Origin of the sequence: Sandarakinorhabdus limnophila DSM 17366 (assembly GCF_000420765.1) — a bacterium.
GTDB lineage: Bacteria > Pseudomonadota > Alphaproteobacteria > Sphingomonadales > Sphingomonadaceae > Sandarakinorhabdus > Sandarakinorhabdus limnophila.
In genome coordinates, this window is the sequence record NZ_ATVO01000003.1 from 376,495 (window position 1) to 394,290 (window position 17,796).

Sequence of the window (17,796 nt, forward strand, 5' to 3'; positions counted from 1 at the left end):
CCCCTTCCCGCTCCCGCCGCCACGGCCTAGAACGGCTGAAATCTGCAAAGGAACCCCTCACGATGCTGAGCCAGCTGAATTTCGCGCAAGGTGAGACCATCGACATGCTGCGCGATACGGTGCGCGCCTTTGCGGCCGCCGAGATCGCGCCACGCGCCGCCGAGATCGACGCCACCAACACATTCCCGCGCGATCTGTGGCCGAAGATGGGTGAACTTGGCCTGCACGGCATCACCGTGCCGGAGGCTGATGGCGGCATTGGCCTGGGTTATTTGGCGCATGTGGTGGTGGTGGAGGAACTTTCCCGCGCCTCGGCCAGTGTTGGCCTTTCCTATGGCGCCCACACCAATTTGTGCATCAACCAGATTGCCCGCTGGGGCACGGCCGAACAGAAAGCGAAATATCTGCCTGACCTGATTTCCGGGGAACATGTCGGCAGCCTTGCCATGTCCGAACCGGGTGCGGGCAGCGACGTGATCGGCATGAAGCTGCGTGCCGATATTCAGGGCAACGGCGATTATGTGCTGAACGGCAACAAGATGTGGATCACCAACGGGCCGCATGCCGAAACGTTGGTCGTCTATGCCAAGACCGATCCCGCCGCCGGCCCGCGCGGGGTGACGGCGTTCCTGATCGAAAAGGGCATGAAGGGTTTTTCCACCGCACAGAAGCTCGACAAGCTGGGCATGCGAGGGTCTGACACCTGCGAACTGGTGTTCGAGGATTGCACCGTGCCGGCCGAAAATGTGCTGGGCGGCGTCGGCAATGGCGCCCGCGTGCTGATGTCCGGCCTGGATTATGAACGTGTGGTGCTTTCGGGTGGCCCGCTCGGCATCATGCAGGCCTGCATGGACGTGGTGGTGCCCTATGTTCACGATCGCCAGCAATTCGGCCAGCCCATTGGCCAGTTCCAGCTGATGCAGGGCAAGCTGGCCGACATGTATGTCGCGCTGTCCACCGCCCAGGCCTATACCTATGCCGTCGCGCAAGCCTGTGACCGCGGCGAGACCACCCGCAAAGACAGCGCCGGCTGCATCCTCTACAGCGCTGAAAAGGCGACGTGGATGGCGCTCGAAGCAATCCAGTGCCTGGGCGGCAACGGCTATATCAACGAATATCCCACCGGGCGCCTGCTGCGCGATGCCAAGCTGTATGAAATCGGCGCCGGCACCTCGGAAATTCGCCGTTACCTGATTGGCCGGGAATTGTTCGAAGAGACCAAGTGAGGCTGCTGGGCGTCGTCCTCGCCGGCGGCCAGTCGCGCCGCTTTGGCCGTGACAAGGCCCTGGCATTGCTCGATGGCCGGCCGCTGATCGATCATGCACTGGCTGCGCTGGCTGGCTGTGATGCGCTGGCGGTGGCGGGGCGGGAATGGCCCGGCATTGCCAGCCTGCCCGACCGGCCATCACCCGATCTCGGCCCGTTGGGTGGCCTCAACGCCGCGCTTCATCACGCGGTGGCGAAGGGCTTCAGCCATGTTGCCAGCCTGCCCGTCGACAGCCCGACCCTCCCCGCCGACTGGCTGGCGAAGTTGGGCGATGGCTCGGCGCATGCGGCCGGCCAGCCCCTCATCGCTCTCTGGCCGGTGGCGCTGGCAGACGGGCTGGAGGCGTTCGTGGCCGGCGGTGGCCGGCGGGTGCGGGATTGGGTGGCGCACGCCGGCGCCCGCGCGGTCGATCTCGGGCCGCTCGCCAATCTCAATCATCCGGGTGATCTGGATCGCCTGCACAGGTGACAAAGCGCCTTGCCGCGCTATGCTGGCGGCGGGGAGAATTTGCATGAAAACACTGATCGCCGCCGCCTGCGCGTTGCTGGCCACCACCGCACTGGCCGCGCCAAAACCGGATGCCACGCTGCTGAAGGCGGCCACCGCCGAAGCGCCCGCCATCACCGCCACGCTGAAATCGCTTGTGGAGATCGAAACGGGCACGGGTGACGCCGAGGGCATGGCCAGCATGGGCCGCTATCTGGAAAGCGCCTTCACCGCACGTGGCGCCACGGTGGCGCGGATGCAACCCACCGGCGGCGTGGCCGGCGATATCATCGTCGCGCGCTGGAAGGGCACCGGCAAGGGCAAGCTGCTGCTGATTGCCCATATGGACACGGTGTACCAGCGGGGCGCCCTGGCCCGTGCGCCTTTCAAGCTGATGGATAGCCCGCAAGGCCCGCTGGCCTATGGCCCCGGCATTTCGGACGACAAGAGCGGCATTGCCACCATCCTGCACACGCTGCCCCTGCTGACGGCCAAGGATTATGCCGAGCTGACCGTCGCCATCAACACCGACGAGGAACGCGGATCGCTGGGTTCCGGCACGACCATCACCGAACTGGCCAAGGGCATGACGGCGGTGCTGAGCTTTGAGCCGACCAGCATGCCGGAACGGCTGACGCGTGGCACATCGGCCACGAACACGGTGACCGTTACCATCAAGGGCAAGGCCAGCCACGCCGGCGGCGCGCCGGAAGCCGGCATCAATTCACTGGTAGAGGCCGCCCACATCATCCAGACCACAAAGGATCTTGATCGCGGCCAGGGCAATCGCCGCTTCAACTGGACGGTGGTCGAACAACAGCGCGGCGTGCGCAACATCATCCCCGACGATGTGACACTGATCGGCGATCTGCGCACCAGCAACCTGGCGCAATTTGATCAGTTCAAGGCGGAACTGCTCGATCGGCTGAAAACACCGTCCATCCCCGGCGCCGTGGTCACCGCCGAAGTGCGCATGAACCGCCCGCCCTTCACCGCGACCCCGGCCAGCAACGCGCTGATCGACGAAGCCCGCGCCATCTATGCCACGCTGGGCAAGGAACTGCTGGTGATGGAACGCGGCGGCGGCGGCACTGATGCCGGCTATGCCGCGCTGGCCGGCGTGCCAGTGATTGAATCGCTGGGCCTGCCCGGCTTTGGCGCGCACACCACGCAAGCCGAATATGTGTTCCTCGAAGCCGTGCCCCGCCGGCTCTATCTTGCCGCAAGCCTGATCCGCAAGTTGGGACGGTAGACGCCGCGCACAGCGGCGGCTAAGGCCGGCGCATGTCGGCCAGCCACCCTTCCCGCCTGTCAGCGATCCTGCTAGTGCTGGCCGGCATCGGCGCGATGTGCGTGCTGGATGTATTCGCCAAATATCTGGCGCTGCGCCATGGCGCGCCGCTGACCACCTTTTCCCGCTATGCCAGTGGCACCGTTTTCGCGCTGATGGTGTGGCAGTGGCAGGGCCGGCCCTGGGTGGCACCGGGCGGTCTGCAGGCCAATCTGGTGCGCGGCACGCTGATTGCGGCGATGGCGCTGGCGTTTTTCTGGTCGATCACGCGGCTGCCGCTCGCCCTTGTGCTCACCCTCACGTTCGTCGGACCATTGGCGGTGCCGTTCATGGCGGCGCTTTATCTGAAGGAACCGGTGCAGCCCCGCTATATCGCGGCCGGTGTGTTGGGTTTCATCGGCGTGCTGGTAACCGTGGGCGGCATGCCCAGCCTGTCGAGCGGGGAATTGCTGGCAGCGGCAGCGGCCGTACTCGCCGCATTCCTCTATGCCGGGACGGCGGTGATCCTGCGCTCGCGGGCGGCCGCCGATGGCGCCACGGTCATCACGCTGATCGCCGCGGTGGTGCCTATGCTGTGGCTGTCACCGGCGCTGATCAGCCTACCTGCCATGCCGTCAGCAATCGATTTGGGGCTGATGGCGGCCATGGGCCTTATCGGCAATATCGCCGTGCAGCTGATGGCGCGCGGCTATGTTCACCTGCAGGCGCAGGTTTCAGCGGTGCTTGAGTATAGCGCCCTGCCCTGGGCCGCGCTGATGGGTTGGCTGGCGTTTGACGAGGTGGTGGCACCCAGCACGATACTGGGCGCGGCGATCATCGCCGGGGCCTGCCTGTGGGCATCGCGCGCGCCAAGGGCAGACGTGGCAGCGCCAGTCAGCGGTCTGCCGCCAGCGCCAATTCCTTGAGGCACACCGCCTTGGCACGGCCAATGGCGGCAACATCCGGCAGCAGTTCAACCGCCTCACGCGCATCCGCCAGATAGGCCGCGCGGGCCTCTGGCGCATGGCTGCCCACCGGCGCCCCGCAAATGGCCTGCACACCCAACACAGGGGAACGCCGCAGATCGGTCACTGCCAGAACTTCTGATGGCGCCCGCGGCAGCGCGGCCGCCACTGCAGCGGTGAGCTGCTCGGCCTGCGTATCTTCGGCACCGCGGGCCAGTTCCGGCGCCATTGCGATCCAATCGGCGGCACCGTTGCGGATTGCCCCCATCACGCGGCCCCAGTCACCGCCAGCCACCAGATGGGCGACCGCCGGCTTGGGGCCATTGCGATCAACATCGGCCGCGAACAGGCTGGCCGAAAGGATGCCGACAAGCAGCAGCAGGGGGGAAAATGCAGTCATGTGATGAATATGGGCGTGATGCCAGCTAGGTGCAATGGCGTCAGGCGTCAGGCAGCGGGCGGATCGGCGATCATCGCGGTGAAGCTGCATTCGGCCACCAGCTTGCCGTCCACTTCGGCGCGGCCAGTGAACTTGGCCACCCGGCCGCGATCCTGCACCACCTGCACCTTCAAGTGCAGCAGGCAGCCCGGTTCCACCGGGGTACGGAACTTGGCGTTCTCGATCGCCATGAAGAAGACGAGCTTGTCACCGCCAGCCGGATCCTTGGCGCGCGCGCCGTGGATGGCGAGCACACCGGCAGTTTGCGCCAGCGCTTCGACGATCAGCACGCCTGGCATGATCGGCTTGGCCGGGAAATGTCCGGCAAAGAACGGCTCGTTGATGGTCACGGCCTTGATGCCGGTCGCGGATTGACCGGGGATCATGTCGATCACCCGGTCAACCAGCAGCATCGGAAACCGATGCGGCAGCAGCGCCATCACTGCCAGCACGTCAGCCGTGCTGGCAGTTTGAGGAACGGTGTCGTTCATCAACGGCGCGGCGGGGCCGCCGGAGCCGGAGCCGGAGCCGGAGCGGCAGGCGCAGTGCCAACCGGAGCGGCCGGCGGCGTGATCGACACCTTCGGCAGTGCCTTGTCGAGACGGGCGACCACATCGGCGGTGATATCGATGGCAGCGGCGTGCTGGATGGTCACCTGCTCGTCAACGGCGATGTTGGCGCCGCGTTCGCGCATGATCAGGCTGATGATCGGCTGGGCGCCATCATTGATCTGCTTGACGACCCATTGTTCGGACGCCTGGATTTCCTGCTGGCGGCGCTGCAGTTCCTGATCGGCCTGACCGCGACGCGTATCGAAATCCCGCACCTTGGCCTGCCAGGCCTGGACGGCGGCAGGAGCGGCGGCCTGAGCCGGCTGGGTGTCACGCAGCGTCTTTTCTTCGGCAGCCAGGCTGGTGCGCAGCTGGCTCAGACGGGCGTTGAGCGCATCGGCCTTCGGCTTCAGTTCGGTCTGCGCGGCCTTGGCAGCGGCAGAGGTGGCGATCATTTCCTGGCGGTCAACCGTGACGATCACGGCGGCCGGCAGCTGCTGCGCCAGAACCGGGGCGGAAACACTGGCCAGCGCCAGTGCAATCAGAATCTTCTTCATCAGAATGCAGTCCCTACGTTGAATTGGAAAAGTTGCGGATCATCGCCCGGCTGTTTCACCAAGGCCTTGGCAAGGTCGAACCGGAACGGGCCGAACGGCGAGTTCCAGTTGACCCCGATACCCACCGAAACGCGCGGTTTCGGTGTATTCCCGAGGAATTCTTCGACAAAGCCCGCCGAGAAGCCATCGTTGGGCAAACAGGGTGCCGTCTGGCCGGGCACACGCGGCGCGGCGGCAGTCGGACCATCCTGACAGGTGAGCGTGGGCGATTTCAGGCTCCACAGCGCGCCGACATCGGCAAAGATCGACGGGCGGATGCCCAGTTCGTTGCCGGCCGAACCCAGCGGAATGCGGATTTCAGCTCGGGCCAGATAATAAGCCCGGCCGCCCAGCGAATCGTCCAGCGCCTGGCGGCGATCCTGCACCACGGAGCCATCCAGACCGAGCGGACGGCGCAGCACGCGCGGGCCGATGCCGCGGATGTTGAAGCCGCGGAACTGCGGCTGGCCCAGGAAGAAGCGGTTAGTCAGGATCACGTCCTGTCCGCCATAACCGAAGGCATAGCCGCCTTCCGCGCCCAGGTTCAGCACGAATCCGGTGCCGAACAACGGGGTGAAATAATCATAATTGGCACGTGTGGTGACGAACTTGATGCCAATGGGAATGCCGGCGACATCCTGGCTGAAGGTGAAACGCTGGCCGGCCGATGGCAGGCGCACGTTGTTCAGGCTGTTGTAGATGATCGAATAGCCCAGCGTGGACACCGTGCGGTTACCCAACTGTTCGCACAGGAAGCGGCCGGCACGCAGCGGATCGCAGACGCCGTTGGAGAAGAAGATGGCTTGATCCAGGCCAATTTCTTCACGGGAAAGCCCATAGCGCAGCGACGCCGCCCAGAATTCGGTGATCGAAAAGCCGGTGCGGACCTGGAAGCCGGTCGAAACCTGCGTGTAGGTGGTGTCGCGCGTGTTGTTGCCGGTAAAGCGGAACGAGCGGAAATCGCGGCGGAACACGTCCAAGCCCAGGGCGAGGTTGCGGCCACCAAGATAGGGCTCGGTAAAGCCGGCCTCCACCGAACGTGCGAAGCTGGAGATATTGCCCGACAGGCGCAGTTCCTGGCCACGGCCGCGGAAGTTGCGCTGGCGCACGCTGGCCGAGAAGATAAAGCGTTCGATCGACGAGAAGCCGGCCGACAGTTGCAGTTCGCCGGTGGGCCGTTCCTGGATATTGGCTTCCAGCACGATGCGATCCGGCGTGGTGCCGGGCTTCTGCTCGATGTCCAGCTTGTCCTGGAAGAAGCCAAGGCCAAGCAGGCGATCCTTGGAGCGTTTCACCTTGATCGAGTTGAAGGCATCCCCTTCGGCCAGGCGGAATTCGCGGCGGATAACATTGTCGTGCGTGATGGTGTTGCCGTTGATCGACACTCGTTCGACATAGACGCGCGGCACCTCCCCGATCTGGAAGGTGACGTTCATCGTCAGGTCTTCCTTGTTGCGGTCGAACTGCGGGCGCACATCGGCAAAGGCATAGCCCAGAAGACCGGCGGTTTCCGACAGGCTTTCGACCGTATTTTCAATGGCCTGCGCGTTGTACCAATCACCTTCCTTCATGCGGATGATCGGGCGGAATTCCTTGGGCTTGATGTCGCGCAGCTGGCTTTCCAGCTCGATCTTGCCGAACTTGTAGCGCTCACCCTCTTCCACGACATAGGTGACAATGAAGTCCTTCTTGTCGGGCGTGAGCTCGGCCACGACAGAGGCGACGCGGAAATCGGCATAGCCTTCGGTCAGATAATATTGCCGCAATTTCTGCTGGTCGTAGGCCAGACGATCGGGATCATAGGTGTCGTTGGAGGTGAAGAAGCGCCAGGTGCGGGACTGTTTGGAAGCCATCTGCTTCCTGATCGCGCCTTCCTTGAACTTGGAATTGCCCAGGATGTTGATCTGGCGGATCTTGGATTTCGGGCCTTCGCTGATCTCGAAGATCACATCGACGCGGTTCTGTTCGAGCTGCACAATCTTGGGCTCGACACTGGCGGCAAAGCGGCCGCCGCGGCGATAGAGTTCAAGAATGCGGCCCAGATCGGCGCGGGTTTTCGATCGGGTGAAGATCTGGCGCGGCGCGAGGCGGATTTCCTCGCGGATCTTCTCTTCCTTCACCCGCTTGGCGCCTTCGATGATGATCCGGTTGATCACCGGATTTTCCTTCACCTCGACGATGAGCGCGCCATTGTCGTCGCGGATGGTGGCATCGGAAAACAGTTCGGAGGCATAGAGCGCCTTGAGCGCGGTATCGAGCGCATCACGATCATAGCGATCGCCAATGGCAAGGTTGAGGTAGGAGCGGACCGTTTCCGGTTCCAGACGCTCGGTGCCGCGCACGACAACGCTGCGCACGATGCCGGCATTGGCGGCAGTGGCCGGCAGCGCGGACTGGTTACGGGATTCCGACGCGCGCGCTTCGGCTTCAGCCGATGGACGCGCAGGTTCAGCCGCAGGCGGGCGCGGGCGCTGCTGAGCGACTGCCGGAGCCGCCAGCGCCGTCGAGACCAGAAGCGCCGCAAGCGGGCGCCGCCACCCTGCAGCCGCACCAGCGTCGCGAACAAAATTGGCTTCCATCAACCCCACCAACCTACCACCATTCAGCCCTGCGGCTCGCCGGTTGATCCCGCGATGCCAGAAACTACTCACAGCCAGACGAGCGGACCCTGTCATCCCAACAAGTTCGCCAGACGGTTCAACAGGCCGACACTAATCATGTCGTGCCAGGTCAGCACCGCCATCAGCGACATCAGCGCGGCAAAGCCCGACATGAAGGCCCATTGCTGCACCTTTTCCGCCATCGGCTGCCGCCGCACCGCCTCGATGCCGTAGAGCAGAAGATGGCCGCCGTCCAGCATCGGGATGGGCAGCAGATTGATGAAACCAAGGTTGATCGAGAAGAAGGCCATGAACGCCACCGCCGAAAGCAGACCCAAGCTGGCCTGCTGGCCGGCGATCTGCGCAGTCTTCACCGGACCGCCCATTTCGGTGATGGCGCGCTCACCCACAACCACCTGGCGCAGGGTGCGCCCGATCGTCTGGGTGATGCTCCACGTGTCGATCACCGCCAGGCGAAGCGCATCGGGCACGCCAACCTGCTGCACCACTTCCGCCGGCCGCAGGATGCCCAGGCGAGGATGGCGCGAGACATTGCCGAAACGATCCTTGGTTTCGACCATGTTCGGCGTCACCACGATGCGGCGCTGCGCCGTGCCGCGCTGCACCAGCAATTCCACCCGGTTGCCGGTACCAGTGACGATCTCGGCCGTGATATCCTCGAACCGCTCGACGGCCTTGCCGTCAACGGAAAGGATGCGATCCCCAACCGCCACGCCGGCGCGCTCGGCGGCACTGCCCGGCATCACGCGCTCCACCACCGGCGGCGAGGCCTGATGGCCCAGCGCCAGATTGAAGCCGGCCAGAATCAGGATCGCAAACAGGAAATTGATCGCCGGCCCGGCTGCCACGATAACGGCGCGCTGCCACAGCGGCAGGAAGGCAAACAGGCCGCGGCGATCCTTTTCGGGTAGCGACAGGATGGCCGGATCAACCTGGCTGGCCTCGTTCATGTCGCCGACGAACTTCACATAGCCGCCGAGCGGGATGGCATTGATCTTCCAGCGCACACCGCGCCTGTCGGTCCAGCCCAGCAATTCGCGGCCAAAACCAACGCCAAACGCCTCAATCTTGGCGCCAAACAGACGGCCGGCGAGATAATGGCCGCCTTCATGCACCACCACCAGCACGGCGATCATCGCAATGAAGCTTGCCAGCGTGAAAATCAGGCCGGGTTGCGGCAGGAAAGCGAGTTCGCTCATGCTGCGCGCTTCGCCACCAGGGCACGGGCGGTCCGGCGGGCGGCAGCGTCAATCGCCATCACCTCTTCCAACGTCGCCACCGGGCCCGAAGCCACCATGTTCAATGTTTCTGACACGATGGCGTCGATATCAAGGAACCCGGCTTGCCCGGCGATGAACGCCGCAACAGCAATTTCGTTGGCCGCGTTCAGGATGCACGGCGCACTGCCACCGGCACGCATCGCCGCCCACGCCAGCGCCAGGCAGGGAAAACGTTCCAGATCAGGCTTTTCGAACGACAGGTTCGCAATCGCTGCAAGGTCGAGCCGCGCGGCCGGGGTGGCGATGCGTTCCGGCCAGCCCATCGCATAGGCAATCGGAATCCGCATGTCAGGGCTGCCCAGCTGCGCCAGCACGCTGCCATCGACATATTCGACCATGGAATGAATGACCGATTGCGGATGCACGATCACGTCCAACCGCTCCACATCAACCGGGAACAGTTGCGCGGCCTCGATCAGTTCCAGGCCCTTGTTCATCAGGGTCGCCGAATCGATGCTGATCTTGGCGCCCATGCTCCAGGTCGGATGCTTGCAGGCATCAGCCACAGAAACACCGCGCATCTCGTCACGGCTTCTGGTGCGGAACGGCCCCCCGCTGGCGGTGAGGATGACACGTTCCACCTGTGCCGGATCGTCGTGCGGAAACACCTGGAAAATCGCATTATGCTCGCTGTCCACCGGCAGCAGCGTGGCGCCGTGCGCGGCGGCGGCGGCGGTGACGACCGGGCCGGCACAAACCAGCGTTTCCTTGTTGGCAATGCCGATCTGCGCCCCGCGCTTCACCGCGGCCATCGTTGGCGGCAGGCCGGCGGCGCCCACGATGGCGGTAATAACGATCTCGGCATCGCGGGCGGCAGCGTCGACCAGCGCGCTTTCCCCGGCACCGCTTGCAATGCCGGTGCCCGCCAGCGCGTCTTTCAGCGCCGCGCCCTTCGCGCCGTCGGCAATCGCCACAAAGCGTGCGCCACAGGCCTTTGCCGCAGTCACCAGCCCGGCCACATCGCTGCCGGCGGTAAGCGCCTCCACCTGCCAGCGGCCAGGATTGCGCGCCACCAGATCAAGCGTCTGGCTGCCCACCGAACCAGTCGCGCCCAAGATGGTCAAACTGCGCGTCATCCCGCCCACCCGGTCATGGCAAAGGCCCCAGCCCCGGCAACGGCCGCCGGCACAAGGCCATCGAGGCGGTCCATCACGCCGCCGTGGCCGGGCAGCAGCGTGCCGCTGTCCTTCACGCCAGCCCGGCGCTTCAGCCCGCTTTCATACAGATCACCCAGGATGGACAGCACCGCCAGCGGCAACGCCAGCACGGCGAGCCGGCCAATCCCCGCCAGATTGGCATGGCCCGGCCACAGTATCGCCAGCGCAGCGGCGACCAGCAGGGAACCCGCCAAGCCGCCCGCCGCGCCACTCCAGGTCTTGTTGGGGCTGATCGCCGGCGCCAGTTTCGGGCCACCCACCGCGCGGCCGGTGAAATAGGCGGCGATATCAGCGCCCCACACCACGGCCATCACGAACAGCGTCGCAAAGAAGCCCCACGGCGTCGCGCGCAGCCAGATCAACGCCACCGCCGGCAGCCCGCAATAGAGCAGCCCCAGCATCATCGGCCGGCCCAGCCCTTTCTGCATCCGCGCCGCGAACAGGCCGAGCAGTCCGGCACCGCCACCCAGCAGCATCAGCGCTTCATTCGGATTGCCCATAACGGCCACAATCCACACCACCAGGCCCAGCACTGCCAGCCCCAGGCGGCGCAGCAGCAGCGGCAGCCGGTGCATCGCCGTCCATTCGGTAAACATCACCAGCACGGCAGCGGCGGCCAGAACCGCAAAGGCCGGCCCGCCCAGCCATAGCGCGGCAATCGCCACGGCCACCAGCACGACACCGGTCACCACGCGCTGGCCAAGCTGGCTGCCGCCCCCCTGCACAACCATGCTCAACGCCCCCCGAAACGGCGTTCGCGGCGGGAAAATTCGTCCAGCGCCGTTGCCAGCGCCGGGCCATCGAAATCAGGCCACAGCGTTTCGGTCACCAGAAATTCGGCATAGGCCGTCTGCCAGAGCAGAAAGTTCGAAAGGCGCAGTTCGCCCGACGTACGCAGCACGGCATCAGGCGGCGGCAGACCCGCTGTATCAAGCCGGGCTTCCAGCATCTCGGCGGTGATGTCGTCCGGCACAATCAGGCCGGCTGCTGCATCGGTAGCCAGCGCGCGGGCCGCCCGCACGATCTCCCCCTGCCCGCCATAATTCAGCGCCATGATCAGCCGCAGCCCGGTGTTGGCGCTGGTCCTATCGCGTGCGGCGGCGAGCAGGCGCACCAGATCCGGCTTCAGCGCCTGCCAGTCCCCGATGAAATCGAGGCGGACACCGTTCTTGTGAAGCGTGTCGATCTCGTTCTTCACATAATGGTGCAACAGACCCATCAGGTCGCTCACCTCATCAGCCGGACGCTTCCAGTTCTCGCTGGAAAAGGCGTAAAGCGTCAGCATTTCCAGCCCAAGGCCGGGTGCGGCTTCGACCACGCGGCGCACCGCTTCCACCCCTTCGCGGTGGCCAGCAATGCGCGGCAGCCGCTTGGCCTTTGCCCAACGGCCATTGCCATCCATGATGATGGCAAGATGCCGGCAGCCGCCGGCCGCGCCATCCCCCACCGAGGCGGCAACTAAGGTCACTTGCCGAGGATTTCCTTTTCCTTGGCGGCCACGGTCGTATCGATGTCGGTCATCGCCTTGTCGGTGATCTTCTGCACATCGGCCTCAAGGCGCTTCTGCTCGTCCTGGCTGATCTTGCCCTTCTTTTCGGCGGCCTTCAGCGCTTCCATGCCGTCCCGGCGCACGTTGCGGGCGGCAATCTTGGCCTTTTCGGCATAGGAGCCGGCCAGCTTGACCATTTCCTTGCGGCGCTCCTCGGTCATGTCCGGGATCGGCAGGCGCAGGGTCTGACCATCTGTGATGGGATTGAGGCCCAGGCCGGCGGAGCGGATGGCCTTTTCCACCGGGGTCACGTTGGATTTATCCCACACCTGCACGCTCAGCATGCGTGGTTCCGGCACCGTAACGGTGGCGACCTGGCTCAGCGGCATCGCGGAGCCATAGACTTCCACATGCACGGTATCGAGCAGGCTGGTGTTGGCCCGGCCGGTGCGCAAGCTACCCAGATCATGCTTCAGCGCATCCACGGCGCCGGCGGTGCGGCGTTCCAGATCGGCCTTGAACGGGCCGGGTTCGAATTCAGCCATTGGCGTCTCCTGTCACTGTCGTCGAAATGCCCTCACCGTTCAGCACGGCAAGCAGGGCGCCGGGTTCGCGGATGTTGAACACGATGATGGGAATATCATTGTCGCGGCACATGGAAACCGCGCTGGCATCCATCACCTTCAGATTGTCGGCCAATACCTTGGAATAGCTGACCGTGTCATAGCGGCGGGCGCCCGGCACCTGCTTGGGATCGGCATCATAAACGCCATCAACGCTGGTGCCCTTGAACAGCGCATCGCAGTTCATTTCGGCGGCACGCAAGGCGGCGCCGGTGTCGGTCGTGAAGAACGGGTTGCCGGTGCCGGCGGCGAAAATCACCACGCGGCCCTTTTCCAGATGGCGCTCGGCGCGGCGGCGGATGTAAGGCTCGCACACGCTCGGCATCGGGATGGCCGACTGCACGCGGGTGACGACGCCGATATTTTCCAGCGCATTCTGCATGGCCAGCGCGTTCATCACGGTCGCCAGCATGCCCATGTAATCGGCGCTGCCGCGATCAAATCCCTTGGCGGCTGCCGCCAGCCCGCGGAAGATATTGCCGCCGCCGACCACCAGGCACGTTTCAATGCCGGTATCATGCACCGTTTTCACTTCGCCGGCGATGCGAGCGGCCTGATCGGGATCGATGCCATAGGCGCCCTGCCCCATCAGCACTTCGCCGGACAGTTTCAGGAGAATGCGCTTGAAGGCGGGCATGGGGCGGCGATCACTCTGTGTCAGGACGATAGGTCACTAGCGGTGCTTGATCGCGCTGCCAAGCGGCGCGCACGGAAAAAGCGTGGACAAGCCAAGATGGGCGCTGCCGAAACGGGCAACAAAAAGGGCAGACCGACAATGATCGGCCTGCCCTTCCTGTTTTCAACCTTGCTTAACGGCCGGCGGCAGCAGCGACTTCAGCGGCGAAATCGCTCTGCTGCTTCTCGATGCCTTCGCCCAGCTGCATGCGGACAAAGCCCTTCAGCGCGATCGGCGTGCCGGCGGCCTTGGCAGCAGCGGCGACAACGTCGGCCACCTTCGACTTGCCGTCGATCACGAAGATCTGGTTCACCAGCGTGGCTTCCTGCGCAAACTTGCGCACGCCGCCTTCAATCATCTTTTCGATGATTTCGGCCGGCTTGCCTGAAGTGGCAGCCTTTTCGCGGGCGATGGCGCGCTCGCGCTCGATCAGAGCCGGATCAAGGCCAGCTTCGTCTAGCGCCAGCGGGCTGGCGGCAGCCACGTGCATGGCGATCTGCTTGGCCAGCGGCTCCAACACGTCGGCAGCAGCGGCCGATTCCAGGCCAACCAGCACGCCGATACGGCCGATGCCCGGCGCAATCGCGTTGTGCACATAGGCCGCAACGACACCCTGGCTCACTTCCAGCATGGCCGTGCGGCGAAGCGACTGATTTTCACCAATGGTGGCGATGTTGGCGGTCAGCTTGTCAGCCACGCTGCCATCGCCGCCCGGGAACGGCATCGCGCCCAGCGCGTCGGCATCGGCACCGCTGGTCAGCGCCAGGCCGGTCACGGTGGTGACGAACGCCTGGAATATTTCGTTCTTGGCAACGAAGTCGGTTTCGCTGTTCACTTCGACAGCGGCGCCCTTGGTGCCCGAAACGGCAACGCCCACCAGGCCTTCAGCGGCGGTGCGACCAGCCTTCTTGGCGGCAGCAGCCAGGCCCTTGGCACGCAGCCAATCGACGGCGGCTTCCATGTCGCCAGCGGTTTCACCAAGCGCCTTCTTGCAATCCATCATGCCTGCGCCGGTCTTTTCGCGCAGGTCCTTCACCATCGCGGCGGTGATATCAGCCATGTCGAGGCTCCTCTTTTTGGTGTTGGCAGGGCCATGCCCGGCCAACATGAAATATGTGTGACAAGAGGCCGGACGCGGTTCGCGCCCAGCCTCCCGTTGGTTCGAAAACGGGAAGCCTCAGGCTTCCGGCTGTGCTTCGGCTTCGGCTTCGACAGCGGCCTCGACCGGGGCGTCCATCACCGCTTCCGGAGCGATGTCGGCAACCACCTCAGCTTCCGGGGCGATATATTCGACCGGAGCTTCGACCATCGCGCCCAGATCCACGCCCATATCGGCAGCGCGGCCCTGCTTGGCGTCGATCACGGCGTCGGCAATGGCATTCACATACAGCTGGATGGCGCGGCTGGCGTCATCATTGCCCGGAACCGGGAAGGCGATGCCGCTCGGATCGGTGTTGGAATCGAGGATGGCCACGACCGGGATACCCAGCACATTGGCTTCCTTGACGGCCAGTTCTTCCTTGTTGACGTCGATGATGAAGATCACTTCCGGCAGACCGCCCATGTCGCGGATGCCGCCCAGCGAGGCCTGGAACTTGTCACGCTCACGGGTGAGCTTGAGCACTTCCTTCTTGGTCAGGCCGGTGGTGTCGCCCGACAGGGTTTCTTCCAGCTGCTTGAACTTGCGGATCGAGCCCGAGATGGTCTTCCAGTTAGTGAGCATGCCGCCCAGCCAGCGGTGGTTGACATAATGCTGGCCGCAACGACGTGCGGCATCGGCGATCGGGTCCTGCGCCTGGCGCTTGGTGCCAACGAACAGAACCTTACCGCCGTGCTGCACGGTGGCGCGGGTGAAATCGAGCGCGCGCGCGAACAGCGGAACGGTCTGCGACAGATCGATGATGTGGACGCCGTTGCGCTCACCAAAGATGTAGGGCTTCATCTTCGGGTTCCAGCGATGCGTCTGGTGGCCGAAATGGGCGCCTGCTTCGAGCAGATTCGCCATGGAAACGACGGGAGCCGCCATAGTATTTTTCCTCCGGTTGATCCGCTGCAGGGGGAGCGTGGCGGGAGCCGCGCACCGGATATGTTCCCTGCATGGGGTTTGGAAGTGGCGCGCTTAGCGAAGCCCGCCACTCCGGTCAAGCATCAAGGCTCATTTGCCCAAAAGTCACTTCTGGGGCGTCACCTTCAGCAACTTGCCGTCCACCGCGTCGGTAAGCAGATACATCTCGCCGGCAGGCCCTTCGATCACGTCGCGGATACGCTCCTTGCGGTCGGTCAGCAGGCGCTGTTCGCCCACCACCTTGTCACCATCCATCACCAGCCGCACCAGCGATTGCACGCGCAGGCCGCCCACGAATATATTGCCCTTGAACTCCGGCGCACCCTTGCCCGAATGGAAGATCATGCCCGACGGGCCAATCACCGGGTCCCAGTAATATTGCGGCTGCTCCATTTCGGGGGCCTGGCTGGCGTTGTCGTTGATCGGCTTGCCCGAATATTCCTCGCCATAGCTGATGGTCGGCCAGCCATAATCGCGGCCCATCTGGATCTGGTTCAGCTCGTCCCCACCCTGCGGGCCGTGCTCCACTTCCCACAGCCGACCCTTGGCATCCAGCGCGGCGCCCTGCACGTTGCGATTGCCATAGCTCCAGATTTCCGGCCGTGCGCCGGGCGCATTCACGAATGGGTTGTTCTTCGGGATCGAACCATCGCGGTTCACCCGCACGACCTTGCCAATCAGACTGTCCAGATTCTGCGCCTGCACGCGGCCGGGCAGGATGGAACGATCGCCGAGCGTGATGATCAGCGTGCCATCCTTGGGAAACACCAGGCGGCCGCCATAATGCTGGGCGGAATCCAGCGTCGGCATCTGGCGGAAGATCACCTGCACATCGCGCATCTCGCTGCCGACCAAGTGCCCGCGCGCCACTGCCGTGCCGTTGCCGCCTTCGCGCGGCTCGGCATAGCTCCAGTAGATCCAGCCATCACCCGGATTGGCGACACCCAGCATGCCGCCCTGGTTGCGGGTATCGGTGGCAGGCGTGCCGGAAACGGGGGTCTTGGTGCCGTTGGCGGCCACGATCGTGAGCCGGCTGGCGGCCTTCTCGCTTACCAGGAACCGACTCTTGTCCAGCAGCGCCACGCCCCACGGCTTGTTGAGGCCGGTGGCAATTTCGGTCACGGCCAGCGTGGTTTTCGCGGTCACGGCTTCGGCACGGGTCTGACCGGCAAAGGCCGGGCGCTTTTCCGGCACGTTGGGCGCGGCTTGCTGGACGGGCGCAGCAAAGGCAGGCGCAGCGATGAGGGCGGCAAGGATCAGCGGACGGAACATGAAAAATCTCCTTCGCGGCAGCTTATGCAGCCGCGCAGCAAGGCAAGCAATGCGGCACGAACGGCGCGAGCCGTGTCTCACACGGCCATTCTGGGCCGCCCGAGGAAGTCCTTCTTGCCAAGCGGCAGCCCCTTGTTGCGGAAAATCCCGTACAGCATCGAGGCATGGAAGTAGAAATTGGGCTGGCTGAAGCTGAGCAGGAAATCCTCGCTCTTGAACGGCATCCGGCGTTCGCCGAACACGAAGGCGGTGTCGCCACCGATGAAGCCCTCCATCTCGGCCTCGGTCACCGTTGCCAGCGCGTCATCGGCATCCTTCAGCATGGCGGTGAAGCTGCCAAAATCCGCATCAGGCATGGCAAAGCCGCCGCCGGGGCTGAACTGGCCGGTGCGCACCGCCGCAATCGCCCCGGCACTGTGCCCGGCGACGCTCTGCACCTGGAACGCCAGCGGAAACATGTCGGGTGCCAGCGTGGCTGTGGCCAGATCGCCAATGCCGGCGGCTTCGGCCTTGGCCAGCACGTTCAGACAGCCGCCAATGATCTGGCGGCACGACGGCACGAACGCGGCGTGGAGTGAAAGCGGCATGTGTGAGTCCCCATGATGATGCAGGGTGACTGTGGGGCGGTTTGCCGGCGGGTGCAAGGCGCCGGCCCGGCTACCAAAAAGAAGGGCGGCCCGACGAGCCGCCCTTCCCGTTCACTATGTTTGCGCGATCAGTGCTGCGTGGCGGGCATGTGAACCTCAAGCCCGTCCAACGCCGCCGAAGCCTTGATCTGGCACGCCAGCCGGCTGTTCGGCTGGGCGGTATCTGCCAGCTCGATCATCGAATCTTCCAGTTCGCTGCGCTCACCCGTAAGCGCCTGCCATTCCGATGGAATATAGCAATGGCAAGTGGCGCAGGCCGCGTTGCCGCCGCAATCGCCATCGATGCCCGGCACATTGTTCTGCACGGCGCCTTCCATCAGGTTTTCACCGTCCGGCACGTTGACTTCGTGACGAGCACCAGTGTGCTCGACGTAAATGATCTTGACCATGTT

19 protein-coding genes are annotated in these 17,796 nt (G+C 64.4%); 4 read left to right on the top strand and 15 right to left on the bottom strand.

Annotated elements, in window-relative coordinates; translation table 11 throughout:
* Positions 1-62: 62 nt before the first annotated feature.
* The 4 genes from G566_RS0101970 to G566_RS0101985 are packed head-to-tail and all read left to right on the top strand — an operon-like array spanning position 63 to position 3,949.
* A complete protein-coding gene (locus tag G566_RS0101970; RefSeq protein WP_022679001.1) occupies positions 63-1,226 on the top strand; it encodes an isovaleryl-CoA dehydrogenase in 1,164 nt (387 codons plus the stop codon).
* Positions 1,223-1,735: a molybdenum cofactor guanylyltransferase gene (gene mobA, locus G566_RS0101975; protein ID WP_029131143.1), complete on the top strand. Its 513-nt coding sequence runs from the start codon at positions 1,223-1,225 to the stop codon at positions 1,733-1,735. The genes G566_RS0101970 and mobA overlap by 4 nt, the downstream gene beginning before the upstream one ends.
* A 43-nt stretch (positions 1,736-1,778) precedes the next feature.
* Positions 1,779-3,005: a glutamate carboxypeptidase gene (locus tag G566_RS0101980; protein WP_022679003.1), complete on the top strand. Its 1,227-nt coding sequence runs from the start codon at positions 1,779-1,781 to the stop codon at positions 3,003-3,005.
* 32 nt (positions 3,006-3,037) lie between these two features.
* The gene (locus G566_RS0101985; protein ID WP_156874397.1) at positions 3,038-3,949 is read left to right on the top strand and encodes a DMT family transporter; all 912 of its coding nucleotides are present in this window, start codon (positions 3,038-3,040) and stop codon (positions 3,947-3,949) included.
* On the opposite strand, the gene G566_RS14595 is transcribed toward G566_RS0101985, so the two are convergent.
* From G566_RS14595 to G566_RS0102060, 15 genes are all read right to left on the bottom strand, one after another.
* The gene (locus G566_RS14595) at positions 3,918-4,388 is read right to left on the bottom strand and encodes a hypothetical protein (protein ID WP_022679005.1); all 471 of its coding nucleotides are present in this window, start codon (positions 4,386-4,388) and stop codon (positions 3,918-3,920) included. The genes G566_RS0101985 and G566_RS14595 overlap by 32 nt on opposite strands.
* Before the next feature lie 47 nt (positions 4,389-4,435).
* Positions 4,436-4,918 (bottom strand): 3-hydroxyacyl-ACP dehydratase FabZ, encoded by a 483-nt coding sequence (fabZ, locus tag G566_RS0101995; protein ID WP_022679006.1) that lies wholly within the window; start codon positions 4,916-4,918, stop codon positions 4,436-4,438.
* Positions 4,918-5,535, bottom strand: coding sequence for an OmpH/Skp family outer membrane protein (locus G566_RS13235; RefSeq protein ID WP_022679007.1), 618 nt, complete (start codon positions 5,533-5,535; stop codon positions 4,918-4,920). The genes fabZ and G566_RS13235 overlap by 1 nt, the downstream gene beginning before the upstream one ends.
* On the bottom strand, positions 5,535-8,153 hold the full coding sequence (bamA, locus tag G566_RS0102005) for an outer membrane protein assembly factor BamA (RefSeq protein WP_022679008.1): 2,619 nt from the start codon (positions 8,151-8,153) through the stop codon (positions 5,535-5,537). Before bamA ends, G566_RS13235 begins: the two co-directional genes overlap by 1 nt.
* Positions 8,154-8,245: 92 nt before the next feature.
* On the bottom strand, positions 8,246-9,394 hold the full coding sequence (gene rseP / locus G566_RS0102010) for an RIP metalloprotease RseP (RefSeq protein WP_022679009.1): 1,149 nt from the start codon (positions 9,392-9,394) through the stop codon (positions 8,246-8,248).
* Positions 9,391-10,551 (bottom strand): 1-deoxy-D-xylulose-5-phosphate reductoisomerase, encoded by a 1,161-nt coding sequence (locus tag G566_RS0102015; protein ID WP_022679010.1) that lies wholly within the window; start codon positions 10,549-10,551, stop codon positions 9,391-9,393. The genes rseP and G566_RS0102015 overlap by 4 nt, the downstream gene beginning before the upstream one ends.
* Positions 10,548-11,363 carry a phosphatidate cytidylyltransferase gene (locus G566_RS0102020; RefSeq protein WP_022679011.1) on the bottom strand — a complete coding sequence of 272 codons (816 nt, stop codon included), beginning with the start codon at positions 11,361-11,363 and terminating at the stop codon, positions 10,548-10,550. Before G566_RS0102020 ends, G566_RS0102015 begins: the two co-directional genes overlap by 4 nt.
* Before the next feature lie 2 nt (positions 11,364-11,365).
* Positions 11,366-12,100, bottom strand: coding sequence for an isoprenyl transferase (locus G566_RS0102025; RefSeq protein WP_029131145.1), 735 nt, complete (start codon positions 12,098-12,100; stop codon positions 11,366-11,368).
* Positions 12,097-12,666, bottom strand: a complete 570-nt coding sequence (gene frr, locus G566_RS0102030; RefSeq protein ID WP_022679013.1) for a ribosome recycling factor — start codon at positions 12,664-12,666, stop codon at positions 12,097-12,099. The genes G566_RS0102025 and frr overlap by 4 nt, the downstream gene beginning before the upstream one ends.
* Complete coding sequence (gene pyrH / locus G566_RS0102035; RefSeq protein WP_022679014.1) at positions 12,659-13,381, bottom strand: UMP kinase; 723 nt, start codon at positions 13,379-13,381, stop codon at positions 12,659-12,661. Before pyrH ends, frr begins: the two co-directional genes overlap by 8 nt.
* Before the next feature lie 172 nt (positions 13,382-13,553).
* Positions 13,554-14,480, bottom strand: a complete 927-nt coding sequence (gene tsf / locus G566_RS0102040) for a translation elongation factor Ts (RefSeq protein WP_029131146.1) — start codon at positions 14,478-14,480, stop codon at positions 13,554-13,556.
* Between the two features lie 117 nt (positions 14,481-14,597).
* Positions 14,598-15,446, bottom strand: coding sequence for a 30S ribosomal protein S2 (gene rpsB, locus G566_RS0102045; protein ID WP_029131147.1), 849 nt, complete (start codon positions 15,444-15,446; stop codon positions 14,598-14,600).
* A 144-nt stretch (positions 15,447-15,590) separates the two neighbouring features.
* A complete protein-coding gene (locus tag G566_RS0102050; protein ID WP_022679017.1) occupies positions 15,591-16,757 on the bottom strand; it encodes a PQQ-dependent sugar dehydrogenase in 1,167 nt (388 codons plus the stop codon).
* 77 nt (positions 16,758-16,834) lie between these two features.
* Positions 16,835-17,344 (bottom strand): DUF1993 family protein, encoded by a 510-nt coding sequence (locus tag G566_RS0102055; RefSeq protein WP_022679018.1) that lies wholly within the window; start codon positions 17,342-17,344, stop codon positions 16,835-16,837.
* 128 nt (positions 17,345-17,472) lie between these two features.
* Positions 17,473-17,793, bottom strand: coding sequence for a 2Fe-2S iron-sulfur cluster-binding protein (locus tag G566_RS0102060; protein ID WP_022679019.1), 321 nt, complete (start codon positions 17,791-17,793; stop codon positions 17,473-17,475).
* Positions 17,794-17,796: the final 3 nt, after the last annotated feature.